This is a genomic window from Butyrivibrio sp. NC2007 (genome assembly GCF_000421405.1).
Classification (GTDB): domain Bacteria; phylum Bacillota; class Clostridia; order Lachnospirales; family Lachnospiraceae; genus Butyrivibrio.
Window position 1 is genome coordinate 51,543 of record NZ_ATWY01000001.1, and the last position, 20,690, is coordinate 72,232.

The window sequence follows — 20,690 nt, forward strand, 5'->3', positions numbered from 1 at the left end:
ATTATGTGGGGATATTATGACAGTCACAAATATAGTTGAATTAGATAAAAAGAGATGCAAAGTATATTTGGATGGTGAATTTTCATTTGTTTTATATAAAGGGGAACTACGAGATTACAGTATAAGAGAAGAACAGGAGTTGTCTGAGGCTAATTACCAAGAGATTATGGATGTTGTTCTTCCTAAACGCTGTAAACTAAGGGCTATGAATCTTTTGCAAAAGAAAGATTATACTGAGAAACAACTACGGGATAAGTTGTCAGAAGGTCTTTATCCTAGTGAAATCACTGATGATGCAATTCATTATGTAAAAGCATATCACTACTTAGATGATGAACGATACGCCAGAGATTACATCTCTTACCATATGTCCATAAGGTCTAAGAACCGAATTATCCAGGATCTTTCAGGGAAGGGTATCAGTAAAGATGTCTTTATGCCTATAGTTGAGGAACTTTATGTAGAAGAGGATTCTGAAATAGAACTTGAACAGATTAAAAAGCTACTTTCCAAGAAACACTATGATCCTGAACAGACAGAATATAAAGAGAAACAGAAGATAATGGCGTTTCTTTTGCGGAAAGGCTTTCAAATGTCTGATATTCGCAGAGCCATGGAACTTTATGATGAATAATCAAAAAAGAGAACTGATTCACATTGTTGAATCAGTTCTTTTTTATATATGCTGTTGATAACGATATGTATGTAATCGTAGACGGGCATATTCTAGAAGACAATGACCCAAACATCAATATTGATGCAGCTAAGGCTTTCTTTGAGATGATTTCATCCGAATATTCATCTGTTCCAAATATTATCTACGAAATATGTAATGAGCCCAATTGCGACACAGATTGGAATGATGTTTATGGATATTCAGAGCAGATAATAAAAATTATACGTAATAATTATACTGATTCCCTTATTCTTGTCGGCACTCCCGATTATGACAGAAATCTCGCGCCATGCGTAAGAAAGCCACTTCCGTACGATAATGTAATGTATGTTCTTCATTTCTACACAGCATCTCATCATGAGGGATTACAGATCTGCTATGGACTGGTTCGAGATACTGGGAGAGTACGGCATTATTTCACATTTGATCAGAAATATAGCGTATAGAGTATTGAGGTGATTTGGCTTGACGTTATATAGTCGCACAATATTCTAAAATAAAAATTAAATTTCTTAATTTTATGATTTTGTGTAACAATAATTCGTTAAAATAAAATTGTGGGTTTTTCTTTGTTTGAAGTATTGTGCAGGAGATTAATATGAGAAAAAAGATTGTATCTGTCCTTATTGCAAATATTATTTTTGTGTCAAATGTTGCTTTTGCTCCGTTTATTTCAGATGCAGTTTTCTATGATGGTACTGATTTAACTGAAAATACTCAAGTGGAAGAATATGAGGAAGATGTTGAATCTAATGAGTCGGATATTTCTGATGAACAGGTCTATGTCAAGATATCAGGATTTGAGGAATTGCCGGAAGAAATTGCTTATCAAGAGGTAAAAGCAGGAACTGCATTAGAAGATATTTTCTTTCCTGACACATTAAATATTGATGTTGTCGCTGATACTGATCATGATGAAAGAATAGCTAAACAGCTGGGGAGTGAGCGCGCTAGCCATAAGTCTGAAGATGTGTCAGAAACTGAAGGGCTAGAAAATGAAGAACCAGAAGATGAAGAACTGGAAGAAGACTCCAGTGATGATATCATGTTCTTTGACTCAGAAACAGGAGAGGTATCTTCAGCCGTTATAGATAAAAGTAATTCAAGCGAAAATGATTATGAGATAAATGATGTTGAAAGCAGTGATAGCGTTGAAGATGTCTATGACAATAGTTCAAATTCATCTTCGGATAACATAGTACCTGCTGATTCTGAAACGAATGATGAAGAAGTCAGTGAAGATGGAGATTCGATTACATTCTTTGAAGAAACAGAAGCTCCGATAGAGAAGGAAGAAACCGAAAACGGAGAAGGACTCATTGGCAAGATTAAAGATGTACTTGGTATGAGCAGAGTCCATGCAATTGATTCTGTTAATGACGATGAAATTAGTCATGAGATGGTATCAGGAATTAAGTGGATACTCGATCCTGTCCTTAATGGAACTGACGAATATGATCCTAATATGGTAGGAATGGAATATGTATTTACACCGATATTGCTTATTCCGGATTTCTACTATGTTGAGGCCAAGCTCCCGACCATTACAGTTAAGATTATAGAAGAGTACTTCGAGTTTGATGAAACTGTAGAAGTAGACGGCGTCAAAATAAGAGTAAGAGCAGATAAGGGAGTATTTCCTTTAGGTGCTTCTGTTAATGCAAGCAAGCTTGATGGAGATAAAGAAGAAAGAGTAAATAGCGTATTATCGGAACAGATTGAGACAGATTGTAATGTCGTAAAATCATACTCATTTGACATACAGATTCTTGATGAAAATGGTAAAGAAATTGAGCCTGATACTGAAAAAGGCAGAGTAATTGTATCATTTGAATCGGAAGAAGTAACGAATGAATCTCTTAAAGCAGATATTTATCATATATTGGATGAAAAGAAGAAGGAAGATTCTGAATCAGCTGTTCTGGGAGCAACTCGTAGTATGTCCGAAGACAATTCATCTTCAGACGATATAGTAGTTGAAAAGTTAGCAGCAGTAGTTGTTGATGTTGAAGATGCTAAGGCTATTGAAGCTGTAACATATGGTTTCTCAACGTATGTTCTTAGATTTAGCTATGAAGGAGAGCTTAATTACGAGATTAAACAGTCAGTAGTATCTTTGGATGATGTTCTCAAGGAACTGCAGATTGCTCAAGATGACGATGGAAAAGAAATAAATACAATTTCAACAGGCGACTCATTAGTGAATTACATCTACGTTGATACACTGGAATATGAAATAGATTCAAGTGGTCAAACAATACCGACAATTGATGATAATGGTCTGTTTAAGCCAAGTAATTCGGGTAAGTGGTTTTTGGTTGTTCAAAAGCCCCAAAAGAATATCGAGACAACATTAGATATAACTTACGGCGGATTTACATATGCTCTCACATTGAGCATTGGAGATATTTCCGCAGAAACAGTTGACTTCGAAAATGGAGGTTATCCATCCGGCATAGAGCTTGGTACAAATTCCTTTAAGCTTAAAATGCCTATAAGGATTAATAGTAATGCACAAGAAAAAGGAGCTGTTTCTTATCAATGGGAGAGCAGTGATACAAATGTCGACAGCTCTTTTACTCCTATCATGTATGCTAACACTCAGGAATATGGCGTTAGTTCTTCTTCTGCTGTAGGAAAATGGTACAGATGTCGAATCAATGGTCAGGCAAGTAATGCTGTTCAGGTAATAACCAAGAACTCAGATATGTTACGAGACTGGGTTGGTGTAAATACTGATTCAGACCAGTGCTATATTACAAATGGTACTATGGCATATACGCTCAATTCTATAACAACTTCGGCAGGAAGAGTAGTACAGACCTTCGATGTAATCGGAGACTTTGAAGATGATATGCTTACAACTACTGCAAGTGGTGAAGGATGGAAAGTTCTATCAAGCGAGCAGGCAAATCCAATAAGTTCGGGTTTTGGCGCTGGGGCAGCTTTGAAAGAGCTGTATTTCAGGTTTAACGAAAACGATCCTTCGATTTTGTATGGTTCAGCAAATCTGCCAGATGGTTACCGCTCTTTTGCATTTGGAGAAGACACTGCTATTGGCAATAATTCAATTGCAACTTATGCAACAAACGGTACCATTTATGCAAATAAAAATAGTGGCGCTATAGATTGCGTCACATACATGGCTGTTGATTCTATCCAAACAGCATCTACTAAGATGAAAAGTAAGGCTGAAGCGATCCAGTTACCGGCATATGCTGTTCTGCCGATAACCACAACAGGTCTAAAAGTATGGATGGGTATTCAAAATCCATCGCATCCACTCGCTTACACAAGCAGTGAACTCAATTTGCTTGAGAACAAACAGGGATCACTGGGGATGTCATGGGTTAATGTTCCTTCCGGATCGAATGTTGAGTTTGCTTTTTCTCTTGATTCTTTATGGGATGTATACTCACTTGAAAAACATAAGAGAGTATCCAATTCTTCATATTATAAGCCAAGTGAATTAAAGACAAATGTAAAAGGTGTATCACTCAATAACGAAGGAAAAGCTAAGCTTCAGACTTATGCTGAAACAGTTGGTACTCCTTATGACGATGTTGTTGTAAATATGAATTTTGCTTCTGCTGAACTTTCGGACTCAATCATTGACGAGTTTAAAGGAAAGAAGAATCTGACCAGAGATTCTCAGGATTCATCAGATGTAGGAAGTACAACAGCATATTTCGCCGATATAATTGAAATTGATGTAAATCAGACGGTTACTACTAATGGTTCTTCAAGTAAAAGCAATGTTTCAGAGGTTGTTGATAACAATAAGAAAGCTATACTTCTTCCATTTGAAATATCCTACGATTTCAGTGACAAGAAAAACATAACTTTACTCAGGGAACATGATGGTACTGTAAGTTCCATGAGTACAAGTGGTTCCGGGGAACGTTATAAATTAGATAAGTCTAACGGCAAGATAATTGTTTATGCATATAAATTTTCGACTTACGCTGTAGCATATCAGTCATCAATTCAGTATTACACTGTAACTTTTGACAACGGAACAGAAAAAACAACAGTTAAAGTTAAATCCGGCGATAAGGTTTCACAACCTTCCGATCCTGCAAAAGATGGATATACATTCAAGGGATGGTATCTGAAGGGGTCTGCGACAACCGGTACATCAGCATCTAAGAATACTACCACTGCGTCTGCATATAACTTTGATACACCGATAACCAAAAATATTACACTAATAGCAGGCTGGTCAGCTATAAAAGAGGCTAAGGGTGATACTAAGGATGTTAATGGTGATTCAAGAGCGCCTAAAACCGGAGATACACTTCCTATAGTATGGCTATGGGTAATTATCTTGGTAGTTGGTCTAATTACTTTTGCATTTTCAGCTCACGAATTATACACAGGTGATAAAATAAGCACAACTATAAAGTTTTTGATCACCAAAATTCGTGAAAACAGTGCTAAGATTTTATGCATTATCAGTGCGATTGCAATAGTTGGTTCTACAATAGCTCTTTTCACTACAAGAAATCAGTATGAAGAAGCTGAGCACATTTATAGTGAAGCAGAGGAGACTTATATTGAGGAAACACCTGATCAACCGGAGGAAAGGCCCGAGGTTGCAGGAGTGAAAAAGGAACGAGAAGAGTGGAAGCATGTAAATGTTAATATGACTGAACTCCAAAAGAAGTATCCTGAGGCAGTTGGATGGATTTATTTCGAGAATGAGGATATCAGTTATCCGATAATGTTTTCCGGTGATAATTCAAAATATGTTACTACTGCATATACCGGTAAGAAAGCAAAGGCTGGCGCAATCTTTGTTGATTGCGAGTCGTCACCTGATTTTTCGGATCCGCACAGCCTGGTTTACGGCCATAATATGAAAGACATGTCTATGTTTGGTAAACTTCGCTATTATGAGACAGATCCGGAATATTATGATGAACATCAATATTTTCAGATTTTCACAAATGATTCGGTTTACAGATATCAGATTTTTGCATGCGAAGAAGTAGCTGACAGCCATGATGTATTCTGGACATTTGGAAAAGAGCCTTCAAATTATTGGAAGACTCTTAAAAAGCTTGAACGTGATTCGCTGATTGATACGGGAATTCAGACAAACGAATCAGATCACGTTATAACTCTGTCAACATGTACAGATGATGAGAATACAAGACTGATAGTTTGCGGAGTAAGAACTGATTCATATGATTATGAATAGTAGAGATTGGCTGGTATTGACATCGGTAAATACTCTTATGTTATGCGCCTCTTGTCTTTTTGGGCAAGAGGTGTTTTGTTTACAGAATGCTTTTTAATACGTATTATCTGGGATGGCATAAGATCTAATTATATTTTTCTATACGGATAAGTGACAAAACATGTTATAATTTTAAATCGAATTAAAGATGTTCTTTAATACTCATCTTTGATCTTATATAAGGAGCATAACATGCAATTGCCATATAAAAAAGCAAATGTTCATCTGTTTATTGAAGTCTTTAGAACAATGAAGTGGGCTTTGAATGTTTTAAAGAACTATCAATCAAGACTATATTTATATATTGTCATTTTAATCTTGCAAGCAGTTTATCAGATTTATATGACTAGCAGAATAGGAAATATTGTTGATCTGGCACTTGAAGATAACATATCAAAAATGCTTGGCACAGGACTGATATTATTGGGGTTATACATTGCAAACATAATAATTTCAATTATCAGTAATCGATTTGCCTGCAGAAATTACAATGGAATGTATAATGACCTAGAGTTAAAAATTTATCGCAAGATTATGGATGCCTCATGGCAAGAACTTTCGGATTATCATTCAGGTGATCTTATTACGAGATTATCATCAGACATAAAGACTATTGCAGGTAATACCAGTGGTCTTGTTCCTACACTTATGGCAGAGTTGACCTTAATTACAAGTGCGGGAATCTATATGATTTACTTGGATTATAGTATGGTTTTTCTTGCAATTGTAATAGCACCGATTGTAATTATCGCATCACGAATTTTTATGGGAAAGATATATGAATCGGAAGGGAAAATACGTGAGATTGAATCAAAGATAAACTCATATAATGTTGAAACCTTCGACAATATACAGGCTGTTAAAGCTTTCGGTATTAAAGATTATTTCTATGATAGAATGAACCGGATAGAAATAGACAGAAAAAAAATAGATTTAACTACTAATAAATATATAATGAGTTCTTATGCTGCATCTTCTCTTGCCGGAATAGCAGCAGCTTTTATATTGTTTATTTGGATGTTTTATAGAGTGCATTCAGGTGTCATATCTTTTGGCTCACTTTCTGTAATTGCATTTTTGGCACTACAGATAGCCAGAGCAATGGAAAAGCTTTTGGATCTCATACCAACAATAATGGCATATATGGCAGCGTCTGACAGAGTTAAGAAGCTTCTTTTAATACCAGACGAAAAGACCTTTGATTCTGAAGAAAATAAGAAGCTTTTGAGTGATATCGCGAATAAAGGCTTTTCGATTTATATAAAGGATATGTATTTCAAATATAGAAATGACTATGATGTCTTTGAGGGGGCAAATCTTACAGCCGGCGTAGGCGAGACAATTGCAATTATAGGTCCATCCGGAGAGGGTAAGACCACGATGCTTAGAGTTTTACTTGGGATAGTCACAGCAAATTGCGGAAAGGTTTACATTTCAGATGGAGACAGGGAAGTTGATATGGGAATTCTGACAAGACCAATTGTCTCTTACGTACCGCAAACCAATACCATGATGGCGGGAACAATACGTGAAAATCTGAAAATGATCAGACCAGAGATTTCTGATGATGAAATTTATGAAGCTCTTAAAATAGCATGCATTTATGATTTTGTTGTAAAGTTACCTAACAGACTTGATCATATGCTTGGACAAAAAGGACAAGGTCTGTCAGAGGGGCAGAATCAAAGACTGGCTATTGCCAGAGCATTACTCAAAAGATCTCCGATTTTGCTACTTGATGAAGCAACTTCGGCTATTGATGTTGCAACCGAAAGAAGAATAATTGATAATATACGAACGCTGTATCCGCAGAAGATCATTATACTTACAACTCATAGACCTACAGTCTTGTCTAAGTGTGACAGGGTATACAGAATAGCTGATAAAAAGACACAAGTAGTTGAACAGGCAGATATTCAAAGACTGATAGATGAATTTTAGGAAAATCAATCTTTTTGAGAGGTAACAAGTTTTGGGACTAGACATGAGGGTAATGTAATTAAGTTATGAGCGAAGACCTTACACATCAAAATAAGATTTATTCATATAATTAAGAACTGTAGATAAAATATTTAAAATGATTATTGATATAGTGGGCATGTGCACCTTGACACCCAAAACAAATATAGGGTAAAATTAATCTGTTGTAATCTTGTATATTAGTGCGCTTATTTAAGGCAAGCTATACAAAATATTGTACAATGAAAATTGAATAAGGAGGTGCTCCTGTAATGACCACTGTAATTGCAGTAGTAGCAACTCTTGTCATCACTGCTCTTATTACCTGGTTTTTGGCAACAACACATTTTAAGAATGTATCAGATGCCAAGATCGGTAGTGCTGAGGAGAGGGCAAGAAAAATCATCGACGAAGCCCTTAAGAATGCTGAGGACACAAAGCGTGAGAAGCTCCTTGAAGCTAAAGAAGAAGCTCTTAAGACCAGAAATGATCTTGAGAAGGAAGTCAAGGACAGACGTAATGAAATGCAGCGCTCTGAGAGACGTATCCAGCAGAAAGAGGAAAATGTCGAGAAGAGAACCGAGGCTATCGAGCGAAGAGAGCAGAGTTTAAGTGCTCGTGAAGAGAACTTGAACAAGAAGACAGAAGAGGTTGCTAAGTTAAACGAACAGAGGCTACAGGAACTGGAAAAAATCTCTGGCTTAACCTCCGATCAAGCCAAAGAGTATCTTTTAAAAATCGTTGAAGATGATGTGAAACACGAATCAGCTATCATGATCAAGAACATGGAAGCTGAGGCAAAAGAAGAAGCAGATAAGAGGGCCAAGGAAATTGTTGTAGGTGCTATTCAGCGCTGCGCAGCAGATCACGTTTCCGAGACTACCATATCTGTAGTACAGCTCCCCAATGATGAGATGAAGGGTCGTATCATTGGTAGAGAAGGACGTAACATTAGGACCCTCGAGACTATGACCGGTGTAGATCTTATTATTGATGACACACCGGAGGCTGTAGTTATTTCCGGATTTGATCCGATCCGCAGAGAAGTTGCACGTATCGCTCTTGAGAAGCTGATCGTGGATGGACGTATCCATCCTGCAAGGATTGAAGAAATGGTCGAGAAGGCACAGAAAGAAGTTGCTGCCAAGATCAAAGAAGAAGGTGAAAATGCTGCTATCGAGGCAGGTGTTCACGGACTTCATCCTGAAGTGATCAAGATTCTCGGACGTATGATGTTCAGAACAAGCTATGGACAGAATTGTCTGAAGCATTCAGTAGAGGTAGCACAGCTTTGTGGACTTATGGCATCTGAGCTTGGACTTGATGTCCGTGTAGCGAAGAGAGCCGGACTCCTTCATGATATCGGTAAGGCTGTTGACCATGAGCTTGAAGGCTCACATATTCAGCTCGGTGTTGATATCTGTAGGAAATATAAGGAATCACAGGTTGTTATCAATGCGGTAGAGGCTCATCACGGTGACGTAGAGCCACAGTCCCTTATAGCAGTTCTTGTTCAGGCAGCTGATACAATTTCATCAGCAAGACCTGGAGCTAGAAGAGAGACACTTGAAACATACACATCACGATTAAAAGAACTCGAAGATATTACAAATAGCTTTAAGGGTGTTGATCACTCATTCGCTATTCAGGCTGGTCGAGAAGTCAGGGTAATGGTAGTTCCTGAGCAGGTTACTGACGAAGACATGGTTATCATGGCTCGTGAGATTGCCAAGAAGATCGAGGACGAGATGGAATATCCCGGACAGATCAAGGTCAATATCATCAGAGAGAGCAGAGCAACTGACTTTGCTAAGTAATGATATCCATTATGCTTAGAAAAATGCATAAAAGAGGTTATCCTTTTTGGATAACCTCTTTTTTATTCTTCATATCTATAGTATTATATATTTAAAAAGATTGTGCGCTATTAAATAAAGGGGGACAACTATGCACGAATCAGGTGAAGACTATATCGAGACCATATATCTCCTCAAGAAGAAAAAGGGAGTTGTACGTTCTATTGATGTTGCAAATGAACTTGGTTTCTCGAGACCCAGTGTATCAAGAGGCGTCAGCATCTTGAAGGAAAACGGCCTTGTTATCATGGAAGATGACGGTGAGCTTAAGCTTACCGAAGAAGGTCTTAAGACTGCCAAGAAGGTATATGAGAAGCACACCAATCTAACCAAATTCCTGATGCTCACAGCAGGAGTCAACGAAGAGATCGCTGAGACAGACGCTTGCAGAATTGAGCATATAATAAGCCCTGAGACTTTCAGAGGAATCAAGAAATTTGTAAAAGATCACAAAGAAGAGCTTTAATAAGAATCTGTTAATAGGATCATAACTAAAGGTTATGGTCCTATTAGTTAGTAAATGAGGTACAATATGCTTCCGGAATTATTCAAGGAGAAGATGAAGAGTCTCCTTTCGGAAAAAGAATATGATGAATTCATTTCATCTTTCGAAGAAGATGAGGAAAGACATCACGCCTTGAGACTTAATCCTCTTAAGGTAAAAGAGAAACCGGACTTCTGCAAAGAGCCTGTTCCTTGGGAAGAAAACGGCTTTTATTATGATGCAGATTCGGCACCGGGTAAGCACCCATACCATGAGGCAGGAATCTATTATATTCAGGAACCTTCAGCCATGTCTCCGGTCCATTTCCTTGACCCCAAGCCTGGTGAAAAGATCCTGGATCTCTGCGCAGCTCCAGGAGGAAAATCCACACAGATAGCTTGCAGAATGGACTCCCAGGGCATTCTTGTTACAAATGAAATAAACAGAGACAGAGCTAAGATATTATCTCTTAACATCGAGAGAATGGGCATAAAAAACGCTCTTGTTCTAAACGAGGATTCAGGTCATCTTTCTCAGGTCTTCGAAGGATACTTTGACAAGATCCTTGTTGATGCACCATGTTCCGGAGAGGGCATGTTCAGAAAGAACGAAGAAGCCTTTTCTGAATGGAGTCCTGAAAATGTTGAGATGTGTGCAGCCAGACAGAAAGAGATCCTGGACAATGCAGCTAAAATGCTTGTCCCCGGAGGAAGGCTTGTTTATTCCACATGCACATTTTCACCTGAAGAGAATGAGAAGAACGTCTCATCATTTCTGGAGAGAAACCATGATTTCCATGTGATGCACGTTGAACTGATAGGCGGAATGGAGAATGGTCGAACTGAGTTTGCAGATTCTGACTGCAATGCGGAAGTCGCTGATTCAGTAAGACTATGGCCTCACAGAGTACGTGGTGAAGGTCATTTTCTCTGTGTATTTAAAAGAGACGGTGAAATGGTATCAGGAGCTGCCTCATACATTCCCGGTGGTAGAAACATCAAAGCTAAAATCGAGATGATCAAAGTGTTTAACACATTTGCGGAAGAATGCTTTGATAAGAGCTTTAAGCTTCCCGAGGGCATTATAATATCTTTTGGAGATCAGCTCTACCTAACGCCATCTGATATGCCCGGTATAAACGGCCTGAAAGTCATAAGACCCGGACTTCACCTTGGAACTGTGAAAAAAGACCGTTTTGAGCCATCCCATGCACTTGCTCTTGCAAGTAAGCCGGAAAATGTCAAGCTCTCAGTAGACCTGCCATCAGATTCTGCTGATATCAAGCAGTATCTAAACGGGCAGACACTTAGGCTATCCGACAGCTCTTTTGCCGGAAAAGACAAATCGAAAGGGTGGTGTCTTGTGACCACCGACGGCTACAGCATAGGCTGGGCCAAGCTTGCATCAGGTATGCTGAAAAATCATTATCCAAAAGGACTTAGAATAAATTACTGACATGAAAAAACTCCTTAAATACTTAAAACATTACAGACTTGAATCTATTCTCGGACCGCTCTTTAAGCTCTTGGAAGCTTCTTTTGAGCTTCTGGTTCCGCTTGTCATCGCATCAATGATTGATGTCGGCATCGCAAACGGAGATAAATCACACATCATAAGGATGTGCCTTATTTTGCTGCTGCTTTGTGCTGTTGGTTTTGCCTGCGCTGTAACAGCACAGTTTTTTGCTGCAAAAGCTGCTTCGGGATTTGCTGCCAAGGTGAAGAGAGCGCTGTTTGACAACATCCAGAAATTATCCTACGCGGATATCGATAAAGTCGGCACATCTGCCATGATCACCAGGATGACCAGTGATATAAACCAGGTTCAGCAGGGAGTCAATCTGACAATAAGGCTGCTTCTTCGTTCGCCTTTTGTTGTGTTTGGCGCCTTTGTCATGGCTTATACCATAAGTCCGAGCCAGTCACTGATTTTCCTTGTTACCATAATCCTGCTCTTCATCGTTGTCGGCGCCATCATGAGATGGAGCATTCCCAAGTACGGCCAGATACAAAAAGGGCTTGATAAACTTCTTGGCCTTACAAGAGAGAATCACACGGGCGTAAGGGTGATCCGTGCCTTTAATCTGCAGGAGAAGGAAAAAGAGAATTTTAATGAGCACAACGACCTTCAGATGAAACTCCAGAGCTTTGTTGGAAGCATTTCGGCTCTTATGAATCCTGTAACTTACGCAATCCTTAATCTTGCTGTAGCATTTCTCATCTACAGAGGCGGAGTTGTTGTTAACAGAGGGCAGCTTTCACAGGGTGATGTTGTTGCTCTTTATAACTACATGGCTCAGATACTTGTCGAACTTATTAAGTTCGCAAACCTGATCCTTACTGTGACCAAGGCTATAGCGTCCGGAAACCGTGTAGAGGAGATGCTTGAGATGAAATCCTCTATGACAGACGGTAATATAACTGAATTTAAGAACACCAAGGACCACATTGTATTTACCGATGCTTCCATGAGATATGCAGGAGACATCGAGGATTCACTTTATCCTTTCTCACTCAATATTAAAAGAGGCGAGAGGATTGGAATTATCGGTGGAACAGGTAGTGGTAAGACAACACTTGTAAATCTTATTCCAAGATTTTATGACACAGGATCAGGAAGTGTTACAATTGACGGTGTTAATGTCAAAGACTATCGCATGGATGCCCTTAGGGAGAGAATCGGTATCGTTCCGCAGAAAGCAGTTCTTTTCCATGGAACCATCCGTGACAATATCAGATGGGGTAAGAACGACGCCACTGATGATGAGATAAATGAAGCGCTCACAATTGCTCAGGCAAAAGAGATTGTTGATGGCAAAGAAAACGGTCTTGATACCGTAGTTGCTCAGGGAGGCAAGAACTTCTCGGGCGGACAGAAGCAGAGACTTACAATTGCACGTGCCCTCGTTAGAAAGCCAGAAATACTGATCCTTGATGACAGTGCATCAGCTCTTGATTACCTGACGGATAAAAGGCTGCGCGATGCTATTGCATCCATGGATAATCCTCCGACCACCATAATTGTGTCTCAGAGAACAGCCTCTGTCATGAACTGTGACAAGATTGTTGTTCTTGATGATGGACATGTGGTTGGAATAGGAAATCATGACAACCTCCTTAAACACTGCGAGGCGTACAGAGAGATCTATGAATCTCAGTACAAGAAGGAGGTGGCACAATGAACAGGAAAGCTTTGAAAAAAGTTCTTCGTTATGCAGGAAAATACCACTTCCTAATAGCAATTTCCATGTTCCTTGCTATTGTGACAGCTCTTTTATCACTGTATGTTCCTATACTTGCCGGCAATGCAATAGACTGTATTGTTGGAAAAGACAATGTGGATTTCGAAAAAGTTACCGAGATCCTAATCAGAATGGCAATTACGGTACTCTTTATCGCTATATGCCAGTGGATAATGAATACCGTCAACAACAGGATAACCTTCAGAGTTGTAAGAGACGTAAGGAGAGATGCCTTCGCAAGACTTCAAATACTTCCTTTTGAGTATTTGGACAACAAGCAGACTGGAGATATAGTAAGCAGGATAATTGCTGACGTTGACCTATTTGCAGACGGACTTCTTATGGGCTTTACACAGCTCTTTACGGGAATAGTGACAATAGTCGGAACCCTTGTTTTCATGTTCTATTTGAATTTTGGTATTGCTATTGTTGTAGTAGTGTTGACGCCGCTATCACTCCTTGTGGCAAGGTTTGTTGCGACCAGAAGCTTTAAGCTCTTTAAACAACAGAGCGAAGCAAGAGCTGCGCAGACATCTTTTGTCGATGAGATGATCGGAAATCTCTCGGTGGTTAAGGCATTTGCTCATGAAGATGAAAACATTGATGCCTTTGATGACATGAATGATAACCTTGAGAAAGTCAGCGTAATGGCAACCTTCATTTCTTCGCTGACCAATCCTTCGACCAGGTTTATTAACAACATTGTATATGCAGCTGTAGCACTGTTTGGCTCATTCACCTGTATAGCAGGAGGAATGACAGTCGGCGGACTTACTATTTTCCTTAGCTACGCCAATCAGTACACTAAGCCTTTTAACGAAATCTCCGGTGTTATTACAGAACTTCAAAATGCACTTGCCTGCGCTGGTCGCGTTTTTGAACTGATTGAGGAAACACCTGAGAAAAATGACCTTGATGATGCAAAAGAGCTTATGGACGTCAAGGGTAAAGTAGATATAGAGGATGTGTCTTTTTCCTATAATAAAGAAACCAGCCTTATTGAAGACCTGAACCTGTCCATAACAAAGGGGCAGAGAGTTGCTATCGTAGGACCTACAGGTGCAGGAAAATCCACACTCATCAACCTTCTTATGAGATTCTATGATGTAGATAAGGGAAATATCCTGATTGATGGAATTGACATAAGAGATCTTAAGAGAGGAAGCCTTCGCGAGAACTTTGGCATGGTTCTTCAGGAAACATGGCTCAGAAGCGGAACCATCAGAGATAATATCACTCTCGGAAGAGAGGGCTTTACTGATGAGCAGATCATAGAAGCTGCCAAGGCTGCCCATGCACATAGCTTTATAAAAAGGCTCCCTGACGGGTATGATACTGTTATAACAGAAAATGGCGGTAATCTTTCTCAGGGCCAGAAACAGCTCCTTTGCATAACAAGAGTAATGTTGGATATTCCGCCTATGCTGATCCTGGATGAAGCTACATCTTCAATTGATACAAGGACAGAGATAAGGATCCAGAAGGCCTTTAACAAGATGATGAAGGGCAGAACCAGCTTTATTGTTGCCCACAGGCTCTCAACGATACGCGAAGCTGACCTTATACTTGTCATGAAGGATGGCCATATCATCGAGCAGGGAATACATATGGAGCTTGTTGCCAAGAGAGGCTTTTATTATGAGCTTTACACGAGCCAGTTTGGGTGATAAATTAGTATCCTCACTTGTTTTATTAATGAAAGGAAATCTGTTCTATGAGAAACCCTGATATTTCCGGGGCTTATGATGAAAAACGCTGCAAGGACATCGAGCGCAGTATCATCAAGAAATACCGAAAAGAGATATGGTGCAAGTTTACAAAGGCCATAAATACTTATAAACTAATAAGTGACGGCGACAAGATAGCTGTCTGTATATCCGGTGGCAAGGATTCCATGCTGATGGCCAAGCTATTTCAGGAGATACTTCGACATGGGAAGAAGAACTTTGACGTAGTTTTTCTTGTGATGAATCCGGGATACAATAAGCTAAACTACGACCTTATAATGACAAATGCCACAATAATGGGTATTCCGGTACAGGTTTTTGAGTCGGACATATTTGATGTAACCAGTAGCCTTGTTGAAGGTTCACCTTGTTATCTATGTGCGAGGATGAGAAGGGGCGCTCTTTACGCCAAGGCCAAAGAGCTGGGATGCAATAAGATAGCCCTCGGCCACCACTATGACGACGTTATCGAGACCATTCTCATGGGAATGCTCTATGGCGGACAGATCCAGACCATGATGCCCAAGCTTCACTCCACAAACTTCGAGGGCATGGAGCTGATAAGACCCATGTACCTTATAAGGGAAGAGGACATCAAGCACTGGTGCAATTACAATGAGCTCAAGTTCATTGCCTGCGCATGCAAGATGACAGAGAAGAGAGATACGTCCGTAAACCCGGGAGATGTCAGTAAGAGAGCTGAGGTAAAAGAGCTGATCAAAGAGCTCAGGGAAAAGAGTCCCTATATTGAATCAAATATTTTTAAAAGTGTGGAAAATGTCCACCTTAATGCGATAATATCTTATAAGACGAACAAGACAGGCAGACATCATTTCCTGGATACATATGATGAAGGTGATTTTTAAGGAGATTTATGAGCGAGCAGGAAAACAGCAGACCAATATTTATAATAGGACATAAGAACCCTGATACAGATTCTATCTGTGCAGCCATAACCTATGCTAACCTCAAGAACAAGGTTTTTGGCGGCAATTATATAGCTTGCAGAGCTGGACATTTAAATGAGGAGACTCAGTTTGTTTTGTCTCACTTTGGAGTTGATGTTCCGGCTTATGTAAAGGATGTAAGAACACAGGTCAGAGACATGGAGATAAGGCGTATTGACGGTACCAGCAGAAAGATGTCTCTTAAAAATGCCTGGGCCAAGATGCGTGATGCAGACGTTGTTACACTCTGTGCAACAGAGGGCGACGAGCTGGCAGGTATCATTACAACCAATGACATTGTTGAGACCTACATGGATGTGATCGATCCTCACATTCTTTCACAGGCCAAGACTTCTTACAAGAATATCGTTGAGACGCTTGATGGAGAACTTATCGAAGGTGATATCAACGAGGAACTCACAAGCGGTAAGGTTGTTATCGCAGCAGCAAGCCCTGAGATGATGGAAAACGTAATTGAGGCCGGAGATGTGGTAATCCTTGGAAACAGATATGAGACACAGCTGTGCGCAATAGAGATGGATGCAGCATGTATTATTGTCTGCGAGGGTGCAGAGGTTGCAAGGACTATTAAGGCTCAGGCATCAGAGCATGGCACCAAGATAATCACAACACCTCATGATACATTCGTTGTTGCAAGACTTATCAACCAGAGTATGCCCATTGAGCATATTATGAAAAAAGACAATCTGGTTACATTCCATATGGATGACTACATTGAGGATATCCAGGAAGTAATGGCTTCCATGAGGCACAGATACTTCCCGGTTCTTGATAAAAACGATAATTACATCGGTATGATCAGCCGAAGAAACTTCCTCGGCGCTCACAAGAAACAGCTCATTCTTGTAGACCACAATGAGAAGAATCAGGCCGTAAACGGAGCTGATGCAGCTGATATAAAAGAGATCGTTGACCATCACAGACTTCGTACCATTGAGACAGCCGGTCCTGTTTACTTCAGAAACATGCCTCTTGGCTCAACATGTACGATTATTTACCTCATGTACAAAGAATATGCTCAGGAAATAGATCCTACTACAGCAGGTCTTTTGCTTGCAGCTATTCTCTCAGATACTTTGATGTTCCGTTCACCTACATGTACCAAAGTAGATAGGGATGCAGGTGAGGAACTTGCCAGGATTGCAGGCATTGATTATGAAGAGTTTGCAAAAGAGATGTTCCACGCAGGTTCAAATCTTGGCAGCAAGACAGCAGATGAGATCATCCATCAGGATTTCAAGAAGTTTACTGTGGATGATATGACAATCGGTATCGGACAGATCAACTCCATGAGTGCTGACGAACTTGTTGAGATCAAGGACAAGATAATGCCTGAACTTAAGGACGTTGCTGAGTCTGACGGACTGGACATGCTGTTCTTTATGCTTACAAATATCATTGACGAGTCTTCACAGGTTGTCTTCTCGGGGGCGAAGGCACTTCATACACTTAACTCGGCATTTGGTATAAATTCAGAGGGGGATGTGGTTTTACTTCCGGGAGTTGTTTCTCGTAAGAAGCAGCTTCTACCGGCTATTGTAGAAACCATACAGCAGTAAAAAACTATATTACGGGGGTTACGGGTAAATGGAAGAATTAAGAACGCTTCTCTTGCACGAAATAGTAAAGGTATATGGACCTTTACAGGGGCAGGGAATAGGAGCTATAGTCATTCCTGCATTTATCGGAGATTTCAAGAAGGTACTGGATTCAGAGGAGAGCTTTGATGAGGTATCAGAGGAATATATGACTGAGGACAAGAAAGTCCATCTTATATTGGAAGGTCGCAGGAAACTCGGCAAAAAAGGTGTTAAACTTGAGATCACCGGAGCTGTAGTCAATGACAAGAGGCTGCATTTAACAGAAGAACATTGCTACGTATGAAAGATGAACTGATCAGAACTGAATTGTTACTTGGTGCACAGGCGCTTGAGAAATTAAAAAACTCAAGGGTCTGTGTTTTTGGTGTGGGTGGAGTCGGAGGCTACGTTGTAGAGGCTCTTGCAAGGAGCGGAGTAGGAGCAATTGATATAGTTGATAATGATGAAGTAGCTATGTCCAATATAAATCGACAGATCATCGCACTTCACAGCACAGTAGGAAAAGATAAAGTTGATGTGGCAAGGGACAGAATCCTGGATATAAATCCGGACTGCCTTGTTACTTGTCATAAATGCTTTTATCTGCCTGAAACGAGTTCAGAGTTCAATTTTTATGAATATGATTATGTGGTTGATGCGATAGATACGGTGACAGCCAAGATAGATATCATCATGAATTGTAAAGAACTTAGTGTTCCAATCATCAGCTCAATGGGCACAGGCAATAAGCTTGATCCAACAAAAGTGCAGGTTACAGACATTTACAAAACTGAGATAGATCCACTTGCCAAGGTAATGAGACGCGAACTTAAAAAGCGCGGAATTAAAAAGCTTAAGGTCGTATATTCAAACGAAGAGCCGATTAAGCCTGATAAGGAAATGATTGATGCTGAGCTAAAGGCATCCGGTTCGCAAAAGAGGACAGTTCCCGGAAGTTCAGCGTTTGTTCCTCCTGTTGCAGGCCTTATAATAGGGCGAGAAGTAGTAATGGATCTTATTAAAAAATGATACAGAGGCATCAAAATGAGTGAAGAGAATTTAAGGTGGAAACTGGTTAAAGAAGAACATTTAAAGCAGGATAAATGGATCGATTTTCGCCAGAATATATATGAGCTTCCAAATGGAACAGATATAGGACCTGTATATAACTTTTCAAAACACAGCTTTTCAGTGGTTGTAGCTACAGATGAAGATGGAAAGTATATCTGTGTCAAGCAGTACAGACATGGAATAGATGAGGTTACAACAGAGTTCCCAGCCGGTGGCATCGAGTATAAAGAGACTGAAAACCACCCGTATATTACAGCAAGGAATACTATCGCAACTGAAGAGGAAGCCTTAGAAGCAGCAAAGAGAGAACTTGCAGAAGAGACAGGCTATGTTTCCGATAACTGGAGACATCTTCTTACAATACCTGCAAATGCAACTCTTGCCAGCAATAATGTACATATCTATGCTGCAAAAGACTGTAGGAAGGTGACTGCACAGCATCTTGATGACTCTGAATTTTTGAATGTAGTACTTTTAACTGAAGACGAGCTTAAAGAGCACATCTTTGGTGGGGACTTTAAGCAGGCTCATCATGTTCTGGCATGGTATTTATCAAAAGAATAAAGACTTGAATCTGAATAACCCCTGTGATAAACTAATTAAGTTGTTAGCCGGCATGTCGGAATGGCAGACGATGCAGACTCAAAATCTGTTGTGGGTAACCACGTGTGGGTTCAAGTCCCACTGCCGGCATTTAAACCTCGGAGCAAATTGCTTCGAGGTTTTTTGTATATTTAAACGCAATTACGTCAATACTATGCTATAATTAGAATATGAAGCTGGTATCTGTTGACAAGTTAATACCCGGAATGGTTGTTTCAGAGAATGTCTATACTCTGGATGACAGGCTTGTACTTCCCAAGGATACAGTCCTTGATCAGAAGGATATTGAGAGAATAAAATCCTATTCGCTCTACAATATCTTTGTTGAAGAGGAGATGAAACCTGTCGGGACAGGCGCCAAAAAGCCTGAAGGGCCTCTTGCGACACCGTCATATGCAGAGAAGATAAGAAACACCGAGGAGTTTATCATATTCAAGCAGCACATCGAGGACTACTCTGAGCAGCTTGAAGAATCCTTTAGAATGCTCGCAAATGACTCCATTCCTCTGGATGTTGAGAAACTTACTGAGCCTGTTTATCACCTGTTTGTAGAAGCCGGTGGTACAGCGGGTATTTTTGATATGCTTCATAATCTGAGAGATAATTCCGATGCAGTTTTCATGCATTCCCTTAATGTATCCCTTATCAGCAATACTCTGGCAACCTGGATGAAACTGCCTGAAGAAAAGATTCAGGTAGCTACAGCTGCAGGCCTTCTTCATGACATAGGCAAAATGCTTGTTCCGTCAGAACTCCTTAACAAGAAGCAGGAGCTTACCGAGTATGAGCAGAGAGCTATGAATGAACATGTTATAAAGGGATATGAGCTGGTCAAGGATAAGAACATTGATTCACATATCAAGAACACTATCCTTATGCATCATGAACTAAGGGATGGAAGCGGATTTCCACTTCATCTTAAAAATGAAAAGATCGATGAGATCGCATCTATTGTTACCGTAGCAAACGTCTATGATAACCTGACATCCAGGAGAATCTACAGAGAACCTGTATGTCCTTTTGCTGTGCTTGAACAGTTTGAGAAAAACGGCTTAGATAAGTACGAACCTAATGCCATCATGACTTTTATGGGTAACATCGTAAATACCTTTATTGCCAACAGAGTAAAACTCAGTAACGGACAGGTTGGCGAAATAATCTTTATCAATCCTGATCATCTTTCTAAGCCGACAGTTAAATGCGGAGATGAGTTTGTTGATCTTGCGCACAATAAAGGCTTATCAATCACCGCAGTCATCTAAAAGTAAATTTGCACAAAAGCA

Annotated in this window: 15 protein-coding genes and 1 tRNA gene; all 16 read left to right on the top strand. The window is 39.9% G+C overall.

The window, feature by feature from the left end; all coding sequences use genetic code 11:
• Window positions 1-16 precede the first annotated feature (16 nt).
• Window positions 17-634: a regulatory protein RecX gene (locus G632_RS0100220; protein ID WP_022767022.1), complete on the top strand. Its 618-nt coding sequence runs from the start codon at window positions 17-19 to the stop codon at window positions 632-634.
• A 26-nt stretch (window positions 635-660) separates the two neighbouring features.
• On the top strand, window positions 661-1,122 hold the full coding sequence (locus G632_RS0100225) for a cellulase family glycosylhydrolase (RefSeq protein ID WP_155828824.1): 462 nt from the start codon (window positions 661-663) through the stop codon (window positions 1,120-1,122).
• A gap of 152 nt (window positions 1,123-1,274) precedes the next feature.
• Window positions 1,275-5,879 carry a class B sortase gene (locus G632_RS20780; RefSeq protein WP_022767023.1) on the top strand — a complete coding sequence of 1,535 codons (4,605 nt, stop codon included), beginning with the start codon at window positions 1,275-1,277 and terminating at the stop codon, window positions 5,877-5,879.
• Between the two features lie 231 nt (window positions 5,880-6,110).
• The gene (locus G632_RS0100235) at window positions 6,111-7,859 is read left to right on the top strand and encodes an ABC transporter ATP-binding protein (protein ID WP_022767024.1); all 1,749 of its coding nucleotides are present in this window, start codon (window positions 6,111-6,113) and stop codon (window positions 7,857-7,859) included.
• A gap of 290 nt (window positions 7,860-8,149) precedes the next feature.
• Window positions 8,150-9,694 (top strand): ribonuclease Y, encoded by a 1,545-nt coding sequence (gene rny / locus G632_RS0100240; RefSeq protein WP_022767025.1) that lies wholly within the window; start codon window positions 8,150-8,152, stop codon window positions 9,692-9,694.
• 130 nt (window positions 9,695-9,824) lie between these two features.
• Window positions 9,825-10,199 carry a metal-dependent transcriptional regulator gene (locus tag G632_RS0100245; RefSeq protein WP_022767026.1) on the top strand — a complete coding sequence of 125 codons (375 nt, stop codon included), beginning with the start codon at window positions 9,825-9,827 and terminating at the stop codon, window positions 10,197-10,199.
• Between the two features lie 66 nt (window positions 10,200-10,265).
• Complete coding sequence (locus G632_RS0100250; protein ID WP_022767027.1) at window positions 10,266-11,672, top strand: RsmF rRNA methyltransferase first C-terminal domain-containing protein; 1,407 nt, start codon at window positions 10,266-10,268, stop codon at window positions 11,670-11,672.
• Window position 11,673: 1 nt separating this feature from the next.
• The gene (locus G632_RS0100255; RefSeq protein WP_022767028.1) at window positions 11,674-13,398 is read left to right on the top strand and encodes an ABC transporter ATP-binding protein; all 1,725 of its coding nucleotides are present in this window, start codon (window positions 11,674-11,676) and stop codon (window positions 13,396-13,398) included.
• Window positions 13,395-15,125: an ABC transporter ATP-binding protein gene (locus G632_RS0100260; RefSeq protein ID WP_022767029.1), complete on the top strand. Its 1,731-nt coding sequence runs from the start codon at window positions 13,395-13,397 to the stop codon at window positions 15,123-15,125. The genes G632_RS0100255 and G632_RS0100260 overlap by 4 nt, the downstream gene beginning before the upstream one ends.
• A 47-nt stretch (window positions 15,126-15,172) precedes the next feature.
• Window positions 15,173-16,051, top strand: a complete 879-nt coding sequence (locus G632_RS0100265; protein ID WP_022767030.1) for a tRNA 2-thiocytidine biosynthesis TtcA family protein — start codon at window positions 15,173-15,175, stop codon at window positions 16,049-16,051.
• Between the two features lie 8 nt (window positions 16,052-16,059).
• Complete coding sequence (locus G632_RS0100270; protein ID WP_022767031.1) at window positions 16,060-17,712, top strand: putative manganese-dependent inorganic diphosphatase; 1,653 nt, start codon at window positions 16,060-16,062, stop codon at window positions 17,710-17,712.
• Window positions 17,713-17,740: 28 nt separating this feature from the next.
• Entirely contained in the window at window positions 17,741-18,037 is a 297-nt protein-coding gene (locus tag G632_RS0100275) for a hypothetical protein (RefSeq protein WP_022767032.1), read from the top strand.
• Window positions 18,034-18,762: a tRNA threonylcarbamoyladenosine dehydratase gene (locus G632_RS0100280; RefSeq protein WP_022767033.1), complete on the top strand. Its 729-nt coding sequence runs from the start codon at window positions 18,034-18,036 to the stop codon at window positions 18,760-18,762. Before G632_RS0100275 ends, G632_RS0100280 begins: the two co-directional genes overlap by 4 nt.
• Window positions 18,763-18,777: 15 nt before the next feature.
• Entirely contained in the window at window positions 18,778-19,368 is a 591-nt protein-coding gene (locus G632_RS0100285; protein WP_022767034.1) for an NUDIX hydrolase, read from the top strand.
• 46 nt (window positions 19,369-19,414) lie between these two features.
• A tRNA-Leu gene (locus G632_RS0100290) sits at window positions 19,415-19,497 on the top strand.
• An 80-nt stretch (window positions 19,498-19,577) separates the two neighbouring features.
• Window positions 19,578-20,669, top strand: a complete 1,092-nt coding sequence (locus G632_RS18355; protein ID WP_081647028.1) for an HD-GYP domain-containing protein — start codon at window positions 19,578-19,580, stop codon at window positions 20,667-20,669.
• Window positions 20,670-20,690: the final 21 nt, after the last annotated feature.

Coding starts and splice junctions, on each gene's coding strand:
- G632_RS0100220 (WP_022767022.1), top strand. CDS start 17: ATGACAGTCACAAATATAGTTGAATTAGATAAAAAGAGATGCAAAGTA.
- G632_RS20780 (WP_022767023.1), top strand. CDS start 1,275: ATGAGAAAAAAGATTGTATCTGTCCTTATTGCAAATATTATTTTTGTG.
- G632_RS0100235 (WP_022767024.1), top strand. CDS start 6,111: ATGCAATTGCCATATAAAAAAGCAAATGTTCATCTGTTTATTGAAGTC.
- rny (WP_022767025.1), top strand. CDS start 8,150: ATGACCACTGTAATTGCAGTAGTAGCAACTCTTGTCATCACTGCTCTT.
- G632_RS0100245 (WP_022767026.1), top strand. CDS start 9,825: ATGCACGAATCAGGTGAAGACTATATCGAGACCATATATCTCCTCAAG.
- G632_RS0100250 (WP_022767027.1), top strand. CDS start 10,266: ATGCTTCCGGAATTATTCAAGGAGAAGATGAAGAGTCTCCTTTCGGAA.
- G632_RS0100255 (WP_022767028.1), top strand. CDS start 11,674: ATGAAAAAACTCCTTAAATACTTAAAACATTACAGACTTGAATCTATT.
- G632_RS0100260 (WP_022767029.1), top strand. CDS start 13,395: ATGAACAGGAAAGCTTTGAAAAAAGTTCTTCGTTATGCAGGAAAATAC.
- G632_RS0100265 (WP_022767030.1), top strand. CDS start 15,173: ATGAGAAACCCTGATATTTCCGGGGCTTATGATGAAAAACGCTGCAAG.
- G632_RS0100270 (WP_022767031.1), top strand. CDS start 16,060: ATGAGCGAGCAGGAAAACAGCAGACCAATATTTATAATAGGACATAAG.
- G632_RS0100275 (WP_022767032.1), top strand. CDS start 17,741: ATGGAAGAATTAAGAACGCTTCTCTTGCACGAAATAGTAAAGGTATAT.
- G632_RS0100280 (WP_022767033.1), top strand. CDS start 18,034: ATGAAAGATGAACTGATCAGAACTGAATTGTTACTTGGTGCACAGGCG.
- G632_RS0100285 (WP_022767034.1), top strand. CDS start 18,778: ATGAGTGAAGAGAATTTAAGGTGGAAACTGGTTAAAGAAGAACATTTA.
- G632_RS18355 (WP_081647028.1), top strand. CDS start 19,578: ATGAAGCTGGTATCTGTTGACAAGTTAATACCCGGAATGGTTGTTTCA.